This window comes from Azospirillum sp. CT11-132 (assembly GCF_047302835.1).
In the GTDB taxonomy this organism is placed as follows: Bacteria; Pseudomonadota; Alphaproteobacteria; order Azospirillales; family Azospirillaceae; genus Azospirillum.
Map to the genome: position 1 here is coordinate 2547380 of NZ_JBGLZA010000003.1, position 19574 is coordinate 2566953.

Here is a 19574-nt window from a genome sequence, read left to right on the forward strand (position 1 = left end):
AGGCGGGGATCCAGGCTTCCGGCTCAGACACTTGGAAAGTCTGGATTCCCGCCTTCGCGGGAATGACGGTCGACGAACGCTTCAGCGCGGTCGCGGCCCTTACAGCATCTGAACCGCGATCACCGCCAGCAGGGCCGCGATCACCCACAGGGCAATGCGGTCCGAGCGGCGGCGGGTTTCCCAGCCGTTCAGCATCTGGCGGACGGTCTGGGGATGCAGGCGCACGCCGCCCTCCGCCATGTCGCGGGTCACCCGTTCCGCCTCGCTGACCAGGGCGGGGATGCGGCGGACGGTGGACAGGATGGCGCCGGCATCGTTGATGAACTGCGCCTCCGGCCCGCGATTCTCGCGCATCCACTCCTCGATCAGCGGACGGGCCAGTTCCCACATGTTGATGTTGGGGTTCAGCAGCCGGCCGACGCCCTCGGCCGTCAGCATGCTCTTCTGAAGCAGAAGCAGCTGCGGCTGGGTTTCCATCTCGAACTGTTCGGTGACGGCGAACAGCTGGGCCAGCAGACGGCCGACCGAGATGTCGGCCAACGGCTTGTTCTGCAAGGGCTCGCCGATGGCGCGGCAGGCCTGGGTGAAGATCTCGATCGACTGGTGGCGCGGGACGTAGCCGGCCTCGAAATGCACGATGGCGACGCGGCGGTAGTCGCCGGTCAAAAAGCCGATCAGCATGTCGGCGAGGTAATAGCGCGTCTCGCGGTCCAACCGGCCCATGATGCCGAAATCGACGGCGGTGATGGTGCCCTGTTCGTTGATGAACAGGTTGCCGGGATGCAGGTCGGCGTGGAAGAAGCCGTCGCGGAACACCTGATTGAAGAAGCTGGCCGAGGCCATCGCCAGGATCTCGTCGCGGTCGAAACCGGCGGCGGAGATGCGGGCCGGCTCGTCCACCTTGAAACCGCGGATGCGCTCCAGCGTCAGCACGCGGCCGGCGGTGCGCTCCCAATCGACCTTCGGCACGTTGAAGGTTTCATCGTCCTTGAAGTTCGACGCCAGCTCCGACGCGGCGGCCGCCTCCATCCGCAGGTCCATCTCCAGGCGGGAGGTGCGGGCGAAGGTGTCGACCACCTCGACCAGCCGCAGGCGCTTCAGCCTGGGCAGCACCCATTCGGCAAGCCCGGCCAGCCGGTAGAACAGGTCGATGTCGCGTTCGAAGGCCTGCTCGATCCCGGGACGCAGCACCTTGACCGCCACCTCCTGCCCGTCGGCGGTGACGGCGAAATGCACCTGGGCGATGGAGGCGGCGGCGACCGGCTTGTCGTCGAAGCTCTGGAACAGGGCATGGACCGGCTGGCCGAACTCCGCCTCGATGATGGCGCGGGCCTGATGGGCGGGGAAGGGCGGCAGCTTGTCCTGCAGTTCCGCCAGATCGACGGCCATCCGCTCGCCGACCAGATCGGAGCGGGTGGACAGAAGCTGCCCCAGCTTGATGTAGGTGGGGCCGAGTTCGGCCAGCGCGCGGGCCAGCCGCTCGCCCTCGCGGCCGGGCACGCCCTTGCGGGCGACCCGGCGCCACAGCCAGAGCAGGCCGGGGGCGGTGCCGAGCAGGCTGGTGGGCAGGGCGTCGTGACGGGCGACCGTCCGGCCGATGACGGCCATCCGGATCAGGTTGCGCAGGATGCGGAACACGGGAGCCTAGATCCGCCAGCCGGAATGGATGGCGGCGATCCCGCCCGACAGGTTGCGCACGCGCACGGCACCGAAGCCTGCGGCCTCGATCCGCTTCGCCAGATCGGCCTGCTGCGGGAAGCGGCGGATGCTCTCGGCCAGATAGCGGTAGCTCGCCTCGTCCTTCGCCACCACGCGGCCCATGAAGGGCAGCACCTGGAAGGAATAGACGTCGTACAGCTCGCGCAGGACCGGCAGGACGACGTGGCTGAATTCCAGGCAATAGAACTTGCCGCCCGGCTTCAGGACGCGGTGGGCCTCCTTGATCGCCTCGTCGATGCGGGTGACGTTGCGCAGGCCGAAGGCGATGGTATAGGCGTCGACCGAGCGCGAGGCGATGGGCAGCTTTTCCGCGTCGCCGACCGTCCATTGCACGCCGGACAGGATGTTGCGGTCGATGGCGCGGTCGCGGCCGACCCGGACCATCGCCTCGGTGATGTCGCAGACCACCGCCGCGCCACCGCCCTTCTTCAGGAAGCGGAAGGCGATGTCGCCGGTGCCGCCGGCCACGTCCAGCAGGGTCATGTCCGGCTTGGGCGCCACCAACTCCATCAGCGTGTCCTTCCACAGCCGATGGATGCCGCCCGACATCAGGTCGTTCATCAGGTCGTAGTTGGTCGCCACGCTGTCGAAGACGGCGCGGACCAGCCCGGACTTGGCGGACGGATCGACGGGGGTGAAGCCGAACCAGTTGCCTTCGGCACCGGAGACGGGCTTTTGCGGGTCGGCGGAGGATGGGGGGGTGCGGTCGCTCATGGCCGGGAACATAGCGCGGGCAGGGGCCATGCGCCAGCGGGGGCGTGCGATGCGGAAGACGCTGCGGCGAATGGCGTAGGGCGGGGGGCGGGGGGGCGGAAGTTTGGAACGACTGGATTCCCGCCTTCGCGGGAATGACGGCCGAAGAGGAGCCTCGGGTCCAGGGCGTTGCAGAAAGCCTTTCCGCCACATCCCCCTTGCATCCCGCTGCCCCCGCGCGTATAAGCGCATCCTTCCACGGGCGGCGAGGCTGGGCCGTATGGCTCAGGGCATGCCCAACCGTCCGATGGAATTCCGCCTCATTTCCCTCTAGGAAACGAAAATGCCCAAGCTGAAGACGAAGAGCGGCGCCAAGAAGCGCTTCAAGGTGACCGCCACGGGTAAGGTCCGCGCTCAGGCCGCCTACAAGCGCCACTGCCTGGAACAGAAGTCCCCGAACATGAAGCGCAACGCGCGCGGCATGATGACCCTGTGCGACTCCAACGCCCGCACGGTGCTGAAGAACTGGCTGCGCAACGCCTGATCTCGGCACATTGTAGAATTCGGAAGGACCTGAACCATGGCTCGTGTTAAGCGCGGCGTCACGACGCACGCCCGTCACCGCAAGATCCTGAAGCTCGCCAAGGGCTACCGGGGTCGCAATTCCAAGAATTTCCGTATTGCGATCGAGAAGGTCGAAAAGGCGCTTCGTTACGCCTACCGCGACCGCCGCAATAAGAAGCGCGATTTCCGCGGCCTGTGGATCCAGCGCATCAACGCCGGTGTCCGTCAGTACGGCCTGACCTACTCGCGCTTCATCAACGGCATCAAGCTGGCCGGCATCGAGATCGACCGCAAGGTCCTGTCCGATCTGGCCGCGCGCGAGCCGGAGGCCTTTAAGACCCTGGTGGACAAGGCCCAGGCCGCGCTCGCCTCCAAGGCCGCCGCGTAACGCCCAGCGCTTCCCGTCCCAGGGAACGCTTGCCGTCACGGCGTCAGTTGTAAGAGAAGGGAGCCGGGCCGCTGGGCCGGCTCCCTTTTTCTGTTTGCACCGATTTTTCCCCACGCTTGCCGGGAACCGCCATGCTCGACGCGCTGAAAGACGAACTTCTGTCGCAGGTCAACGCCGCCGCCGACCTTTCGGCGCTGGACGAGGTGCGGGTCTCCGCGCTCGGCAAGAAGGGGCGCATCACCGGCTTCATGAAGGTGCTGGGGAACCTCACCCCCGACGAGCGCAAGGAGCGCGGTCAGGCGCTGAACGCGCTGAAGGACGAGATCGCCGCCGCCATCGACGCGCGCAAGGCCGACCTCGCCGCCGCCCACCTGAAGGCGCGGCTGGAGGCCGAACGGGTCGACGTGACCCTGCCGGTGCGCCCGGAGACCGAGGGGCGCATCCACCCGATCAGCCAGACGATGGACGAGATGATCGCCATCTTCGCCGAGATGGGCTTCTCGGTCGCCGAAGGGCCGGACATCGAGGATGATTTCCACAACTTCACCGCCCTGAACTTCCCGCCCGGCCACCCGGCGCGCGACATGCACGACACCTTCTATCTGCCGGATGCCGGCGATAAGAAGATGCTGCTGCGCACCCACACCAGCCCGGTGCAGGTCCGCACCATGCTGAACAACAAGCCGCCGATCCGCATCATCGCGCCGGGGCGGACCTACCGCTCCGACTACGACATGACCCACACCCCGATGTTCCACCAGATCGAGGGGCTGGTCATCGACGAGGCGACCAACATGGGGCACCTGAAGGGCTGCCTCGTGGAGTTCTGCCGCGCCTTCTTCGATGTGGACGACCTGCCGCTGCGCTTCCGCCCCAGCTTCTTCCCCTTCACCGAACCGTCGGCGGAGGTCGATATCGGCTGCTCGCGCAAGGGCGGCGAGCTGAAGCTGGGCAATTACGGCGACTGGCTGGAGATCCTCGGCTGCGGCATGGTCCACCCGAACGTGCTGGAAGCCTGCGGCATCGACAGCACCCGTTACCAGGGCTTCGCCTTCGGCATGGGGGTGGAGCGCGTCGCCATGCTGAAATACGGCATCCCCGACCTGCGCACCTTCTTCGAAGCCGACCTGCGCTGGCTGAAGCATTACGGCTTCGCCGCGCTCGACATTCCCAACATCGCCCACGGCCTGACGCGCTAAGGAGCCGGATCCATGAAGTTCACGCTGTCCTGGCTGAAGGACCATCTGGAGACCGACGCCTCGCTCGACCAGATCACGGAGAAGCTGACCGCCCTCGGGCTGGAGGTGGAAGGCGTCCATGACCGGTCGAAGGAGCTGGCGCCCTTCCGCGTCGCCCATGTCGTCTCGGCCGAGAAGCACCCGGACGCCGACAAGCTGCGCGTGCTGATGGTCGATACCGGCGCCGGCACCCTGCAGGTCGTCTGCGGCGCCCCGAATGCGCGCGCCGGGATGAAGGGCGTCTTCGCGCCGGAGGGGACCTATGTCCCGGGTTCCGACATCACGCTGAAGAAGGGCGTCATCCGCGGCGTCGAGTCGAACGGCATGATGTGCTCCAAGCGCGAGCTGAAGCTGTCCGACGAGCATGAGGGCATCATCGAGCTGCCGGACGACGCGCCCGTCGGCGCCGGCTTCGCCGATTATGCCGGGTTGAACGATCCGGTCATCGACATCAACCTGACGCCCGACCGCGCCGACTGCGCCGGCGTGCGCGGCATCGCCCGCGACCTCGCAGCATCCGGCATGGGCACGCTGAAGCCGCTGACCGCCGGGCATCTCGACACCACCCCGGTGGAAGGCCGCTTCGCCAGCCCGATCGGCGTCAGCATCGCCGCGCCCGAGGCCTGCCCGCTGTTCGTCGGCCGCTATATCCGCGGCGTGAAGAACGGCCCGTCGCCGAAGTGGCTGCAGGACAAGCTGGTGTCCATCGGCCTGCGCCCGATCTCGGCGCTGGTCGACATCACCAACTACCTGACCTTCGACGCCGCCCGTCCGCTGCACGTCTTCGACGCCGACACGGTGAAGGGCAACATCACCGTCCGCATGGGCCGCGAGGGCGAGACGCTGGCGGCGCTGAACGGCAAGGAATACGCGCTGGACGGCGCCATGACCGTGGTGGCCGACGACGAGCGGGCGGAGGCTCTGGCCGGTATCGTCGGCGGTGAGCCGACCGGCTGCACCGAGGCGACCGTCAACGTCTTCGTCGAGGCCGCGCTGTTCGACCCGGTGCGCACGGCGCAGACCGGCCGCCGGCTGGGCATCGATTCGGATGCGCGCTATCGCTTCGAGCGCGGCGTCGATCCGGCCGCGGTGTTTGCCGGCATGGAACGCGCCACCCGCCTGATTCTGGAACTGTGCGGCGGCGAGCCGTCGGAACTGGTGGTCGCCGGGGCCGAGCCGGACTGGAAGCGCAGCCTGACCCTGCGCGCCGGCCGAGTCGCGGCGCTGGGCGGCGTCGACCTGCCGCGCGAGCGTCAGGAGCGGATTCTCACCGATCTGGGCTTCACCCTGGAAGGCGAGGATGAGGAGGGCCGGCTGCGCGTCGGCATTCCGTCCTGGCGCGCCGATGTCCATGGCGAGGCCGACCTGGTCGAGGAGGTGCTGCGCGTCCACGGCTTCGACGCCATCCCGGCGACGCCGCTGCCGCGCGAGACGGTGCTGACCCGTCCGGCCCTGACGCTGAAGCAGCGCCGGGTTGCGCTGGCCAAGCGGACGCTGGCCGCCCGCGGTTTGTCGGAGGCGGTGACCTGGTCCTTCCTGTCCGGTCCGGTCGCCGAGCTGTTCGGCGGCGGCCAGCCCGGGCTGCGGCTGGTCAACCCGATCAGCAGCGACCTGGACGTCATGCGCCCGTCGATCCTGCCCAACCTGATCCAGGCCGCTGGCCGCAACGCCGACCGTGGCTTCGCCGACGTGCGCCTGTTCGAGGTCGGGGCGGCCTTCCGCACCCCGGCGCCGGACGGGCAGGACAGCGTCGCCGCCGGCATCCGCGCCGGGGCGGCGGTGCCGCGCCATTGGGCGGAGAAGGCGCGCGGCGTCGATGTGTTCGACGCCAAGGCCGACGCGCTGGCGGTCCTGGAGTCGGTCGGCGCCCCCGCCGGCAATCTGCAGGTCACCACCGACGCGCCGGGCTGGTACCACCCCGGCCGCTCCGGCGTGCTGCGACTCGGCCCCACCGTGATGGCCCGCTTCGGCGAGATCCATCCGTCGGTGCTGGAGGCTCTGGGCGTCAAGGGTCCGGTCGTCGGATTCGAGGTGATGCTGGACGCCGTGCCGCTGCCCAAGAAGAAGGGCGGCACCGCCAAGCCGATGGTCCAGCTCTCCGCCTTCCAGCCGGTGGAGCGCGATTTCGCCTTCGTCGTCGACCGCAAGGTCGAGGCCGACAAGATCCTGCGCGCGGTGAAGGGTGCCGACAAGGCGCTGGTCAAGGATGTCGCGGTGTTCGACGTCTATGAGGGGCCGGGCGTGGGCGAGGGGCGCAAGTCGGTCGCCGTGTCGGTCACCTACCAGCCGACCAGCGCAACCTTGACCGATGAGGCGATCGAAGCGGTCGGCCAGAAAATCGTCGCGGCGGTGGTCAAGGCGACCGGTGGAAATCTCCGCGCCTGAGACTGTCACCCAAAGGTTGAAGTCTCTGCTGTTCAAGAAAAGAGCCTCCGTTCCGACGGGGGCTCTTTTTTTGTCCTCGCCGAAGGCGTCGCGAAAGAGTCCTTTCAAACCGCCGACTGCCCAATCATATGCTGAATCGCTGATTGAAGAGTCTTGAGTGCATTCGCTAAGGGAAAAACCTGATGCCGATTGTTGCAATTCAGTGTTAGACGGCTATGCAATGTTTTGTGGGAAGATCGGCCCCTGGGATTGTTTGCCCGTCGTAAGCCTATGATGTGTCCGATGTCACGGTTAGGCCACAGGCGGCGCTTGCATTGCCTTGGCATGCCCGATGTCCAATTTGATGCAAGCGACAGACCGGGAGAAATCAATGGCTGATCCTACAGGCAGTCAGGCAACCAAACCGGAGTCCGTCAGGCCGCTGATCCTGGTGGTCGACGATGACCGCTCGATTGTCGAGGGGCTGGCGATCCTGTTGGACGGCTGGGGGTACGAGGTGGTGAAGGCGCTGAGCGCCGCCGCGCTGGAGGCTCAACTCGGCGGTCTGGGCCGGGCGCCGAACCTGATCATCGCCGACCATTACCTGCCGGCCGGCCGTACCGGGCGGGAGGTGGTGGAGCGCGTCCGCGCCGAAACCGGGCAGCAGATCCCGGCGATCATCCTGACCGGCGACAGCACGCCCGAGCGGCGTGACGAGGCCGAACTTCTGGGCTGCCAACTGCTGCTGAAGCCGGTGCAGGTCGGGCCGCTGCGCGAGGCGGTCGAGGCCCTTTGCAGCCGATAGGACGAAGGAAAAGGGGGCGGGGGTAGGGGTGCGGCATCCCGCCTGTCTGGCCGCCCGTCAGGTTGCAGGACCTGCCCCGGAACCGGGCCGGTCGATCTCCGGCAGCACGGCGAGGAAGGCATCGACCACCGCCGGATCGAAGCGCAGGCCGGCCAGCCGCCGGATTTCCTCCACGGCGTGAGCACGGTCCAGCGCCGGACGATAGGGACGGTCGCGCGTCATCGCGTCATAGGCGTCGGCGACGGCGACGATGCGGGCGCACAGCGGGATCGCCGCCCCGGTGCGGCCGTCGGGATAGCCGGTGCCGTCCCAATTCTCGTGATGCCAGCGCGCAACCGCCGCCCCCAGATGCAGATGGGTCGGACCGTCGGCCAGATGGCTGGCATGGTGCAGCAGGGCGGCGCCGGCCACCGTGTGGGTCTGCATGGCGCTGCGTTCCGTCGGATCGAGCGGGCCCGGCTTCGACAGGATGTCCGGATCGACCGCGGCATTGCCGATGTCGTGCAGGATGGCGGCGAGCCCGATGATCTCCAGCGTCGACTCGTCCAGCGACTCGGGGAACAGGCCGTCGGCATGCAGGCGGCGGGCGATCCGTTCGGTGATCGCGGCAATGCGCAGCGAGCGGCTGAAGCGGCTGTCCCCAGTTATCTCGGCCGCCATATCGGCCGTCTTCTCCGCCGCCGCGCCGTCCGTGCCCAGCGCGCCGCGGCCGCGTTCGGCCAGATCGGCCAGCGCCGCCAGCGTGCCCTGCTGGGCGCGGTAGAGCTGCTCGTAATGGTGCAGATTGTCGAAGCCGACGGAGATCTTGCCGCAGAACACCTCGATCAGCTTGCGGTCGAGTTCGGACAGCGGCCGGTTGGAGCGCAGATAAACCACGGTCTCGCGGTCGTTCGGCGTGCGGATGTAGAGCGTGCAATGGTCGCCGGCATAGCCATGCGCCTGTCTTTCCAGGCAGGCGGTCACCGCGTCCAGCACGGCCGGGTCGACATGGCCGGCGGCGGGCTCGTTGATCAGCGCCTCAAACCGGCCCGACCCGGCCAGCACATAGAGGCTGGTGGGACATCCCGATGGGGCGCATCCCGACGGGGTGCAGCCCGCCGCGCCGGCGCCGCCGCGCTGCATGCAGAGGATGGCGTCCGGCCCCACCCCCAGCAGGCCCGACAGCTGGGTCAGCACGCCCGCCGCGAACAGCTTCATCGAGCGGGCGCGGAACAGCGACGACGACGCCTCGATGATCTTCTCCAGGCCACGGCGGTTGGCGTCGATCGTTACGATGTCCTCGTAGGAGCGCAGGGCCGCGACGGTGGTGGTGAACAGCTGCTGGGCGGTCAGCTGGGTCTTCGCCTTGTAGTCGTTGATGTCGTAATCGAGGATCACCGCCCGTTCCGGCGCCTGTCCCGGCTGGCCGGTGCGCAGGATGATACGGACGTTGCGGTTGCGCAGCTCCTCGCGGATGTGGTGGACCAGCCGCAGGCCGGCGTCCTCCGTCTCCATCACCACGTCGAGCAGGATCAGCGCGATGTCGCTTTCCCGCGCCAGGATGCGCCGCGCCTCCGCCGCCGAATGGGCGGACAGGAAGCGCGCCTTGCGCCCCTTGTAGGCGAAGTCGGACAGGACGAGCTTGGTGATCGCATGGACCTCCGGCTCGTCGTCGACGATCAGCATGGTCCAGCGGCTGCCGGGCTGCTCCTCCGCGCCCCCGCCTGATGCATCCCCGTCCGGGGCGGCATCGTCGAGGAACACCAGATCCTCGTCACCGCTTTCCGGTGCCGGATCGGTTCGGGCCTCGTCCTCTGGTCCAGTCGGGTCGGCGTCGGTCATGGCTCTTCGATCGTGAAAGCGTCATGAGGGTGGGCGTGGCCGGCCCATTGGTGCAAACTATCAGAACGTATCCAACTCGATCACCGTACAATCGAGTCCGCGTTGCGCCAACGTGCCGCAGGCGGTGTCGACCTGCAGCCGGGTGAAGGGGGCCACCCCGACCTCGTACAGCAGGCGGCCCTTGCGGAACACCGGCCAGACCATCGGCGGCAGGTCGCGATAGGCGCTGCCCGGTCCGGCGGTGAACTCCTTCCAGGCGCGCAGGCCCTCGGCGTAGCTGACATATTCGCCCAGCTTGATGCCGTAGAGCATGCCCGGCTCCACCGGCGGCATGCCCGGCAGCGGGTAGGGTGCAACCACCCCGACCAGCCCCTGGACCGGCGCCAGCGCGCGGGTGCCGGCGGGCAGGGCCAGAGTGGCCTCGCCGTTCGCCGCACTGATCAGCGCCACCACGTCGCCCTGGCGCAGGGTGAAGGGGCGCCGCTTGCGGTTGCTCAGGATCTCGGTGGCGGAGATCGGGCCGGCGGCGACGACATAGCCCTCCGCCGGGGTCTGCGCCGCCTTGTCCCAGGCCGCGCGCGGCACGACGGCGGCGCTGCGGTGGGGCAGGGGAGCGTCCGCCGCCGGCTTGCCGGAGCCGGGTTTCGCCGGGTCGGCAGGCTTGTGCGCCCGTGGCCCCTCGCCGCCGATGGCCGGCCGGCCGGTGACCATCAGCGCCGGGTCCAGCGAATCGGCGGGAACATAGCCGATGGGCTGGCCGCCGATGGCGACCTCCGTCCAATAGGTGCCGCGCGGGGTGCCGAGCGCGTTCAGCGCCTTGCCCTGCTTCAGCGTCATGACGATGCGCGCATCCTCGCTGGGGCCGATCCGCACCTCGATGTCGCGGTTCAGCACCACCTCTCCGGTCAGCGGGGCGCCGATGGCGACGGGGCTCTGCGCCCGCGCCGATGGGGTGGCAGCGATGAACCCGACACAAGCGAGGGCGACGGCGAGCGCCGGCAGCAGGCGGCGGGTCGGCACGGCTTTCATGTGGCAACTTCCTTCGCGGACACCGGTGAAGCAAGGCCCGGTTCCCGCCGGCCAAGCAAGTCATGGCCGACAAGGTCGTGAATGGCGTCGGCCAGCAGCCGCACCGGCTTGGGCGCCGTGCCGCGGGCGCGGTGCAGGGCGATGTCGACGTCCGGCAGGCCGGGAAACCCCTCCGCGGCGCCGATGCGGCGCAGGCTGGGCGGAACGGTGCAGCATTCCATCGCCGTCACCCCCAGCCCGCCCATCACCGCGCCATGGACGGCGACGACGCTCTTGCTGGTGAAGGCGACGCGCCAGTCGCGGCCGATCCCGTCGAGCGCGGCGACCGCGAGGTCGCGCACGACGCAGCCCTTGGGGAACAGCGCCAGCGGCAGCGGGTCCAGGCTTTCCACCGGGCGATGTCCCGGCGGCGACACGGGATCGAGCGGCGGGGCGACCCAGGCCACCGGCTCCTGCCGCACCAGCTCGCCGCCGGCCTCGCCGGCCTTGCGGGTGACGAGCGCGAGGTCGTAGCGGCCCTTGTCGATCTCCGCCACCAGATCGGGGCTGTTGTCGCAGATGACCTCGACCATCACCTCGGGATAGGCGGCGTTGAAGCGGGCCAGGATTTCCGGCAGCAGCATGGTGGCGTAATCGTCGGGCGTGCCGATGCGGACGCTGGCCACCGTCGGGCTGCGGTGCATCAGGGCCAGCACCTCGTCGTTCAGGGTCAGCATGCGCCGGGCATAGGTCAGCAGCACCTCGCCGTCGCGGGTCATGCGCACGCCGTGGGTGTCACGTTCGAACACGCGCTTGCCCACCGTGTCCTCCAGCCGGCGCACCTGCTGGCTGACCGCCGCCTGGGTGCGGCCCAGCCTTTCGCCGGCACGGGTGAAGCTGGCGCTGTCGGCGACGGCGACGAAGGCGCGCAGCAGGTCGGTATCGAGATTGGCGGGCATGGCGGGGAACCGGAAGTTGCCGCTTATTCAAGCAGAGCGCCCGGCCGTCCGCAACGGCGCGGTCATTACGAATCGTGATGACGGCATAATGCCTATTCGTTTCCAAGGGAATGGCGCCCGCCCCATTGTCGGTCTCCGAACCCTTTGGAGTGTCCGATCATGTCGCTGTTCGCCGCCTGGACCGGTGCGGTTCTCGGGGCCGCCCGCATGGAGTTGCCTGTCATGCCTGCGCCGTCGGTGCCGGAGCCGCGGCGCTTCCGCCTTGCCTACAACCCGGTGCCGTCGGCCCTTCCCGTGTTCGGCCATCGCCTGATGGCGGAACAGGCGCCGTCGTCGGTGCGCTCGCCGCTGGCGGTCCGGGACCGGCTGCGGCTTGAGAAATAGGCGGGCGCCAGCCTATCCTGCCGCCGACAAGAATGCCGGGAGGAACGGGCGATGTCGCGGGTCTATGTGCTGTATACCGGGGGCACCATCGGGTGCGTGACCAATCCCGACGGGGCGCTGGCCCCGGTGCCGGGCGCGGAGTTCGAGAAGCTGGTGCTGGCGGTGCCCGGCCTGTCGGGCCACCGGGTGCAGGATTACCCGGACCTGAACTGGACCATGGACTGGTTCGACCGCACGCTCGACAGCTCCAACATGACGCCGGCGGACTGGGTCGCCATCGCCCGGCGACTGCTGTCGGTCTATGACCAGTATGACGGTTTCGTCGTGCTGCACGGCACCGACAGCATGGCCTACAGCGCGTCGGCCCTGTCCTTCCTGCTGCCCGGCCTGTCGAAGCCGGTGGTGTTCAGCGGGTCGCAGGTGCCGCTGTCCTTCACGCTGAGCGACGCGCCGGCCAATCTGGTCGGCGCCATCGTGGTGGCGGGGACCCTGCCGGTGCCGGAGGTCTGCGTCTATTTCGACACCAAGCTGCTGCGCGGCAACCGCTCGTCCAAGGTCGACGCCAACCGTTTCGCCGGCTTCGATTCGCCGAACTTCCCGCCGCTCGCCAGCGTCGGCAGCGTGGTCGCCCGCAACGAGCCCCATTGGCTGCCGATGCCGGACAAGAGCGTTTCACTGGCCGAGCCGGACAACCGGGCCAAGCGGCTGGCAACGTTGGACGCCCTGCCGGCGGCGCTGGCGGGGTTCTCCGTCGTCATGCTGTGGCTGTACCCCGGCATTCGGGCGAGCACGGTGTCGGCGATGCTGACCGCCACCAGCCCGGCGGCGAAGGGGGCGGTGCTGCTGGCCTTCGGCGAGGGCAACGGCCCGACCGATCCGGAGTTCCTCGGCGCCCTGTCGGCGGCGGTGACGGCCGGGGTCGTGCTGATGGACAACACCCAGGTGCAGCGCGGCGCGGTGCTGCCCGGCGCCTATGCCACCGGGTTGGGCGCCGTCGGTGCGATCGGCGCCTATGACATGACGCCGGAGGCGAGCTACGCCAAGCTGGTCTGCCTGCTGGCCGGCGGTCTGGACGCCGCCGCGGTCAAGGCGGCGATGCCGGTGCCGCAGGCGGGCGAACTGACGGTGATCGGGGATTGAGAGTTGTTGTCCGGAGGCGGGGGCGTCGGTTGGACCCTCCGCCTCCGGCAGACGGTTACTGGCCCATGCCGGGCTGGTTCGGCGACATGGTGCCGCGGTTCATCGTGCCGTTGCCCATAGTGCCCTGATTCATGGTGCCCTGATTCATGGAGCCTTGGTTCATCGACCCGCGGTTCATGGTGCCGGTGCCCATGGAGCCCCGGTTCATCGAATCACTGTCCATTGCCCCGCGATTCATGGCGCCGGAGCCCATGCCGCCGGCGGAGCCGCCCATCTGGCCGCCCATGGTCCCGCCCGTCGAGCTGCCGTAGCCGGTGTTGGCCTGGTTGCTGTATTGGGCGAGCTGCTGCAGTTCGCTGGCGTCCTGCATGACGATGATCTGCTTGCCCCGCCGTTCGAAGGAGGCCGGGGGAAGCATGACGGTCTGGCCAGACTTGGCGAGCTTCAGCTCGACCATCGTCTGGCCCTGGGCGTCGGTGGTGACGTTCTGGACGGTGCCGGCGACCGGCCCGCCATGGCGGTGGACCACCCGTTTGCCGATCATGGCGCGGCTGGCCTGGACGTCGCGGGCGCCGCTGTCCATCGTGCCGTTGGCGACCGCGTTGGCCCTGGCGGAGCCGCTGGTCTGTGCATGGCCCGGCGCGGCGGCGGCCATCAGCATCAGGGCCGGAACCGCGGCGGCGAGAAATTTGCGCATGTCATCCTCCCGGACTTCAACCGAATGTGGGGGGACCGCGACCGCCGACGGCGGCATCTGATCCCCCTTCGCAGGAGATGACACCTCAGCCGTGGGTTTGTTTCGCCGGTAAGCCGCTATTTCTCAGGTCTGTCATCAGATAGACAGTTCGGTCGCAGGGCTGAAACCACAGTTCGCTTTAAATGCGAACTAATTTCTGAGAGTCTCCTTCCCGCAGAATCGGCAGTCGCGAGGCTTCAGTCATGGTGTCCCTTTCCCCGGCCTATCGTCCCGGCGACATCATCATCGCCGATGGAACGGTGTCGCACTGCGCCATCGTGATCGGCGAGAAGGTCAAATACAGCAGCGGTGTGCGGACCGACTGGATGGTGCTCCATGCCACCGGCTTCGGCAGCGAACAGCCGCGCGACGGCATCAAGAAGTCCGACGTCATCAATATGGGGGCCGGGCGGCTGTTCCGCCCGCGCGCGATGAGCGATGCCCAAGCCCAGGCGGTACAGGACACCGCGCTGAGGCTGCACAAGGCCTCCTCCTCCTACGGGACGGCCAGGGCGGTGTTCGCCTGGGCGGGAAGCACCGGCTTCGGCACCGGCGCCTTCGGGCGGCTGCAGAAATACAAGGAGCGGCTGTCGCACACCGAACATCAGGGGGCGGTGAAGAACGTCTTCTGTTCGGAATTCGTGATTCTCTGCTACCAGCTTGCCTTTCTCGACGAGGCGCAGAAGACGCGGCAGACCAATCCGCTGTTCATCAACCTCGACGCCAAGCACAGCTATCCCAAGCACCTCCGCCAGTATCTGCGGACCAACGCCACGGTCTGGGAGGAGGGCGATTTCCCGCCCTGAGCGGCGACCGCCGTCAAACAAAAAGGCGGGCCGAAGCCCGCCTTTCCGTATCCTTACTCGTCGCCCATCTTGAGCGCCGCGATGAAGGCGCTCTGCGGGATTTCGACCTGGCCGAACTGGCGCATGCGCTTCTTGCCTTCCTTCTGCTTGTCCAGCAGCTTGCGCTTGCGGCTGATGTCGCCGCCGTAGCACTTGGCGGTCACGTCCTTGCGCATGGCGCTGATGCTCTCGCGGGCGATGATCTTGCCGCCGATGGCGGCCTGGACGGCGATCTTGAAGAGCTGGCGCGGGATCAGTTCCTTAAGGCGTTCGCAGAGCTGACGGCCGCGGCGTTCGGACTGGCTGCGGTGGACGATCATCGACAGGGCGTCGACGGGCTCGGCATTCACCAGGATCGACAGCTTCACGAGGTCGCCTTCCTCATAGCTGTCCATCTGGTAGTCGAAGCTGGCATAGCCGCGGCTGATCGACTTCAGCCGGTCGTAGAAGTCGAACACCACCTCGTTCAGCGGCAGGCGGTAGACCAGCATGGCGCGGGCGCCGGCGTAGGTCAGCTCGATCTGCTGGCCGCGCCGCTCGGTGCAAAGCTGCAGGACGCCGCCGAGATACTCGTCGGGCAGCATGATGGTGGCCTTGATCCACGGCTCGTCGATGTGGTCGATCCGCATCACATCGGGCATGTCGGCCGGGTTGTGCAGGTCCCGCACCGTCCCGTCGGTCATCGTCAGCTTGTAGACCACCGAGGGGGCGGTGGTGATCAGGTCGAGGTTGAACTCGCGCTCCAGCCGCTCCTGGATGATCTCCAGATGCAGCAGGCCGAGGAAGCCGCAGCGGAAGCCGAAGCCCAGCGCCGCCGATGTCTCCGCCTCGTAATGGAAGCTGGCGTCGTTCAGCTTCAGCTTGCCCAAGCTGTCGCGCAGCCGCTCGAAATCGGCGGCGTCGACCGGGAACAGGCCGCACCACACCACGGGGATGGACGGCTTGAAGCCGGCCAGAGCCTCGGTCGCCGGCTTGCGCTCGTCGGTGATGGTGTCGCCGACCTTGGTCTGGGTGATGTCCTTGATCGCGGCGGTGATGAAGCCCATCTCGCCCGGCCGCAGCTCACCGGTCAGCAGCGCCTTCGGCGTGAAGACGCCGACGCGGTCGACGTCATGGGCCGAGCCGGCGGCCATGAAGCGCACCTTCTGCCCGACCTTCAGCACGCCGTCGACCACGCGCACCAGAATGACGACGCCGAGATAGGGGTCGTACCAGGAATCGACCAGCAGGGCCTTCAGCGGCGCGTCGGCATCGCCCTTGGGCGGCGGCAGCCGCTTGACCACCGCCTCCAGCACCGCGCCGATGTTGAGGCCGGACTTGGCCGAGATCTCCACCGCGTCGGAGGCGTCGAGGCCGATCACGTCCTCGATCTGCTGCTTGATCCGCTCCGGCTCGGCGGCGGGCAGGTCGATCTTGTTGAGGACCGGGATGATCTCGTGATTGTTGTCGATCGCCTGATAGACGTTGGCGAGCGTCTGCGCCTCCACGCCCTGGGAGGCGTCGACCACCAGGATCGAGCCCTCGCAGGCGGCGAGCGACCGGCTGACCTCATAGGCGAAGTCGACGTGGCCGGGGGTGTCCATCAGGTTCAGCGTGTACTGCTTGCCGTCCTCCGCCTTGTAGAGCAGGCGGACGGTCTGGGCCTTGATGGTGATGCCGCGCTCGCGCTCGATGTCCATGCTGTCGAGCACCTGTTCGCGCATCTCGCGCGCGTCGAGGCCGCCGCACTGCTGGATCAACCGGTCGGCAAGGGTGGACTTGCCATGATCGATGTGGGCGATGATCGAGAAATTGCGGATGTGCGAGAGGTCAGTCATCGGGGCCCGGACAAGCGATAGTTTGCCGGGAACATAGGGCGGACGGGGGATGGGCGCAATGATGGTGTGGTGGGGCGGGCGGATGCGAAGCCCCAGGGGGGCCTCGCCGGGGCCTCACCGCCCAGCGATCCCCCGGTACAGCTCCATGTACTCCTCCGCCGGCCCGTGCCAGCCGAAGTCCCGCGTCATGGCGCGGCGCTGCATCGCGTGCCAGCGCTCCGGCTTGCGGTAGACGGTCAGTGCGCGCCGCAAGGCCCACACCAGTTCCTGGCCGGTGGCGTTGACGAACTGGAAGCCGGTGGCGCTGCCGTCGGCACTGGCGGCGGGGTTGGCGTCGATCACCGTGTCGGCGAGGCCGCCGGTGCGGCGGACAAGCGGCAGGGTGCCGTATTTCAGGGCGTAGAGCTGGGTCAGGCCGCAGGGCTCCGAGCGGGACGGCACCAGGAACAGGTCGGAACCGGCCTGGATGCGGTGGGACAGCGGCTCGTCATAGCCGACGCGGACGCCGATCGAATGCGGGTGCCACTGGGCGAGGTGGCGGAAACCGGCCTCGCTGGAGGCGTCGCCGCTGCCGAGAACCACCAGCTGGCCGCCCCAGGACACCCATTGGCTGGCGGCCTCCAGCACGAGGTCCAGGCCCTTGTGCCAGGTCAGGCGGCTGACCACGGCGGCGAGCGGGGCGTCGGGGCGGCGGTCCAGGCCGAAGGCGGATTGCAGGTCGGCCTTGCAGGCATCCTTGCCGCCCAGATCGTCGGGGGTGTAGCGGGCGGGGAGGTGCGGGTCGGTCGCCGGGTCCCACACGGCGTAATCGACGCCGTTCAGGATGCCGGTCAGCACGTCGGAACGGGTGGCGAGCAGGCCCTGCAGGCCGGTGCCGTGTTCCGCCGTCTGGATCTCGTTGGCGTAGGTCGGGCTGACCGTGGTCAGGCGGTCGGCGTAGAAGCAACCGGCCTTCAGGAAACTGATGTTGCCGTAATACTCGACGCCGTCGATGCGGAAGCTGGAGGAGGGCAGGCCGATGTCGCCCATCATCCAGGGGCCGAAGACGCCCTGATAGGCGATGTTGTGGATGGTCAGCACGGTGCCCGGCCGGAAGGGGGCGGCGAAGCGGTCGGGGCGCAGGGTCAGATAGGCGGGGATCAGCCCGGCCTGCCAGTCATGGCCGTGCAGGATGTCGGGCCGCCACCAGGGATCGTAGGAAACCTCCGACGCGAAGCCGGCGGCGACCCAGGCGAGCGCGGCGAAACGCAGGGCGTTGTCGGCCCAATCCTTGCCGTCCGGACCGAGATAGGGGTTGCCGGGACGATCGTACAGCGACGGCGCGTTCAGCGCATAGGCGAGGACCCCGTCGGCGGTGCGGCCGATGCACAGCTGGGCGCGGTCGCAGCCGGGCAGGTCGGTGATCAGGTCGCCGACCTCGTGCAGGTTCTGCAGGCTGTTGAGAACGGCGGGATATCCCGGCAGCAGCAGGCGGACATCGGCGCCGGCGGCGTTCAGGGCCGGCGGCAGGGCGGCGGACACGTCCGCCAGCCCCCCCGTCTTGACCATCGGGTAGCATTCGGACGTGACGTAAAGGACGCGCATCGGGAAGGCACTCGGGTGAAAGGCGGGAGGGGCGAAAGGCGGGGGAAGGCTGGCCTGTAGCTCACCTGGCCGTCATCCCCGCGGGAGAAGGGGATCCAGGCTGTTCCGAAGATCGGCTTCGGGAACTGGATTCCCGCCTTCACGGGAATGACGGCCGCAGGGGTGAGGGGTCGGCTTCGGTCGGAGGGGGAGGAGGCTTCCTACTCCTTCGGCAGCTTCTCGATCATCTCGCGGGTGATGAGGACGACGCCGCCTTCCGAGCGGTGGAAGCGCTTGGCGTCCAGCTCCGCATCCTCGCCGACGACGAGGCCGTTGGGGATGCTGACGCCGCGGTCGATCACCACCTTCTTCAGGCGGCAATGACGGCCGATGTCGCATTCCGGCAGGACCACCGCCTCGTGCAGCTCGCTGTAGGAGTTGACGCGGACCGAGCTGAACAGCAGCGACCGCCGCACGGTGGAGCCGGAGATGATGCAGCCGCCGGACACCAGGCTGTCCACCGCCATGCCGCGGCGGTTCTCGTCGTCGAAGACGAACTTCGCCGGCGGCAGCTGTTCCTGATAGGTGAAGATCGGCCAGTCGCGGTTGTACAGGTTCAGCTGCGGCGTGACGTGGCAGAGGTCGAGGTTGGCTTCCCAATAGGCGTCGATGGTGCCGACGTCGCGCCAGTAGGGGGCGTCGTCCGGCGCGTCGATGATGGCGCTGTCGGCATAGTCGTGGGCGATGATCCTGGCACCGGTCTTCACCAGATGCGGGATGATGTCCTTGCCGAAATCGCGGCTGGAGCCGGGGGTGGCCACGTCGCGCTCCAGCTGGTCGTAGAGGAACTGGGCGTTGAAGACGTAGATGCCCATGCTGGCCAGCGCCAGATCGGGGCGGCCGGGCATCGGCGGCGGATCGGCCGGCTTTTCCACGAAGTCGATGATGCGGCGGTCGTTGTCGATGTGCATCACGCCGAAGCCGCTCGCCTGTTCGCGGGGAACGGCGATGCAGGGAACGGTGACGTCGGCCTGCCGGTCGATGTGGTCGAGCAGCAGCGCGCCGTAATCCATCTTGTAGATGTGGTCGCCGGCCAGGATCAGGACATATTCCGGCTCGTGGTCGCGCAGGATGTCCAGGTTCTGGTACACGGCGTCGGCGGTGCCCTGGTACCACTCCGTCTCGCTGACGCGCTGCTGGGCCGGCAGCAGGTCGCAGAACTCGTTCATCTCGCCGCGGAAGACGTTCCAGCCGCGCTGGAGATGGCGGAGCAGGCTGTGCGACTTGTACTGCGTCAGCACGCCGATGCGGCGGAAGCCGGAATTGACGCAGTTGGACAGCGCGAAGTCGATGATGCGGTACTTGCCGCCGAAATAGGTGGCCGGCTTGGCCCGCCGGTCGGTCAGTTGCTTCAGACGGCTTCCGCGTCCCCCGGCCAGCACCAGCGCCACCGCACGTCGCGGTGCGAGGCGCAGATCGCGTTTGTCGAGCATGGCCGTTACCCCCTTTGCCTTATTCTTGCGGCCGCGG

General features: G+C 68.1%; 17 protein-coding genes. 8 read left to right on the forward strand and 9 right to left on the reverse strand.

The genetic code is table 11. The features are described 5' to 3' along the window. Positions 1 to 99: 99 nt before the first annotated feature. Both ubiB and ACCD06_RS18010 read right to left on the reverse strand, forming a co-directional pair. Entirely contained in the window at positions 100 to 1638 is a 1539-nt protein-coding gene (ubiB, locus tag ACCD06_RS18005; RefSeq protein WP_413342227.1) for a 2-polyprenylphenol 6-hydroxylase, read from the reverse strand. Positions 1639 to 1644: 6 nt separating this feature from the next. After that, complete coding sequence (locus ACCD06_RS18010) at positions 1645 to 2433, reverse strand: class I SAM-dependent methyltransferase (protein ID WP_247882671.1); 789 nt, start codon at positions 2431 to 2433, stop codon at positions 1645 to 1647. 322 nt (positions 2434 to 2755) lie between these two features. Between ACCD06_RS18010 and rpmI the strand changes: the two genes are divergently transcribed. The 5 genes from rpmI (at position 2756) to ACCD06_RS18035 (ending at position 7771) form a co-directional block, all read left to right on the forward strand. After that, the gene (gene rpmI / locus ACCD06_RS18015) at positions 2756 to 2956 is read left to right on the forward strand and encodes a 50S ribosomal protein L35 (protein ID WP_012975158.1); all 201 of its coding nucleotides are present in this window, start codon (positions 2756 to 2758) and stop codon (positions 2954 to 2956) included. Between the two features lie 36 nt (positions 2957 to 2992). Continuing rightward, positions 2993 to 3364 (forward strand): 50S ribosomal protein L20, encoded by a 372-nt coding sequence (gene rplT, locus ACCD06_RS18020; RefSeq protein WP_012975157.1) that lies wholly within the window; start codon positions 2993 to 2995, stop codon positions 3362 to 3364. Positions 3365 to 3495: 131 nt separating this feature from the next. Next, a complete protein-coding gene (gene pheS / locus ACCD06_RS18025) occupies positions 3496 to 4563 on the forward strand; it encodes a phenylalanine--tRNA ligase subunit alpha (RefSeq protein WP_413342231.1) in 1068 nt (355 codons plus the stop codon). Positions 4564 to 4575: 12 nt separating this feature from the next. Beyond that, entirely contained in the window at positions 4576 to 6987 is a 2412-nt protein-coding gene (gene pheT / locus ACCD06_RS18030; RefSeq protein WP_413342233.1) for a phenylalanine--tRNA ligase subunit beta, read from the forward strand. A 370-nt stretch (positions 6988 to 7357) separates the two neighbouring features. Then, the gene (locus tag ACCD06_RS18035) at positions 7358 to 7771 is read left to right on the forward strand and encodes a response regulator (RefSeq protein WP_109073679.1); all 414 of its coding nucleotides are present in this window, start codon (positions 7358 to 7360) and stop codon (positions 7769 to 7771) included. Positions 7772 to 7828: 57 nt separating this feature from the next. Here ACCD06_RS18035 and ACCD06_RS18040 read toward each other — a convergent pair whose 3' ends face one another. The 3 genes from ACCD06_RS18040 to ACCD06_RS18050 are packed head-to-tail and all read right to left on the reverse strand — an operon-like array spanning position 7829 to position 11559. Continuing rightward, the gene (locus ACCD06_RS18040) at positions 7829 to 9592 is read right to left on the reverse strand and encodes a DUF3369 domain-containing protein (RefSeq protein ID WP_413342235.1); all 1764 of its coding nucleotides are present in this window, start codon (positions 9590 to 9592) and stop codon (positions 7829 to 7831) included. 60 nt (positions 9593 to 9652) lie between these two features. Then, entirely contained in the window at positions 9653 to 10621 is a 969-nt protein-coding gene (locus tag ACCD06_RS18045) for an SH3 domain-containing protein (RefSeq protein ID WP_413342237.1), read from the reverse strand. Then, positions 10618 to 11559 (reverse strand): LysR substrate-binding domain-containing protein, encoded by a 942-nt coding sequence (locus ACCD06_RS18050; protein WP_136705007.1) that lies wholly within the window; start codon positions 11557 to 11559, stop codon positions 10618 to 10620. The genes ACCD06_RS18045 and ACCD06_RS18050 overlap by 4 nt, the downstream gene beginning before the upstream one ends. A 159-nt stretch (positions 11560 to 11718) precedes the next feature. Here ACCD06_RS18050 and ACCD06_RS18055 point away from each other — a divergent pair, with 159 nt between their 5' ends. Together ACCD06_RS18055 and ACCD06_RS18060 are read left to right on the forward strand one after the other, a co-directional pair. Then, positions 11719 to 11943 carry a hypothetical protein gene (locus tag ACCD06_RS18055; RefSeq protein WP_109150947.1) on the forward strand — a complete coding sequence of 75 codons (225 nt, stop codon included), beginning with the start codon at positions 11719 to 11721 and terminating at the stop codon, positions 11941 to 11943. A gap of 51 nt (positions 11944 to 11994) precedes the next feature. Next, positions 11995 to 13083, forward strand: coding sequence for an asparaginase (locus ACCD06_RS18060; RefSeq protein WP_413342240.1), 1089 nt, complete (start codon positions 11995 to 11997; stop codon positions 13081 to 13083). A 55-nt stretch (positions 13084 to 13138) separates the two neighbouring features. Here ACCD06_RS18060 and ACCD06_RS18065 read toward each other — a convergent pair whose 3' ends face one another. Then, a complete protein-coding gene (locus tag ACCD06_RS18065; RefSeq protein ID WP_413342242.1) occupies positions 13139 to 13780 on the reverse strand; it encodes a hypothetical protein in 642 nt (213 codons plus the stop codon). A gap of 242 nt (positions 13781 to 14022) precedes the next feature. On the opposite strand from ACCD06_RS18065, the gene ACCD06_RS18070 reads away from it, so the two are divergent. Beyond that, a complete protein-coding gene (locus ACCD06_RS18070) occupies positions 14023 to 14625 on the forward strand; it encodes a hypothetical protein (RefSeq protein WP_136705011.1) in 603 nt (200 codons plus the stop codon). Positions 14626 to 14678: 53 nt separating this feature from the next. Here the strand turns inward: ACCD06_RS18070 and lepA are convergent, their stop codons facing one another. The 3 genes from lepA to glgC form a co-directional block, all read right to left on the reverse strand. Beyond that, on the reverse strand, positions 14679 to 16481 hold the full coding sequence (lepA, locus tag ACCD06_RS18075) for a translation elongation factor 4 (RefSeq protein ID WP_109150951.1): 1803 nt from the start codon (positions 16479 to 16481) through the stop codon (positions 14679 to 14681). Positions 16482 to 16595: 114 nt separating this feature from the next. Next, on the reverse strand, positions 16596 to 18065 hold the full coding sequence (gene glgA / locus ACCD06_RS18080) for a glycogen synthase GlgA (protein WP_109073688.1): 1470 nt from the start codon (positions 18063 to 18065) through the stop codon (positions 16596 to 16598). Positions 18066 to 18265: 200 nt separating this feature from the next. After that, the gene (gene glgC / locus ACCD06_RS18085; protein ID WP_109073689.1) at positions 18266 to 19537 is read right to left on the reverse strand and encodes a glucose-1-phosphate adenylyltransferase; all 1272 of its coding nucleotides are present in this window, start codon (positions 19535 to 19537) and stop codon (positions 18266 to 18268) included. Positions 19538 to 19574: the final 37 nt, after the last annotated feature.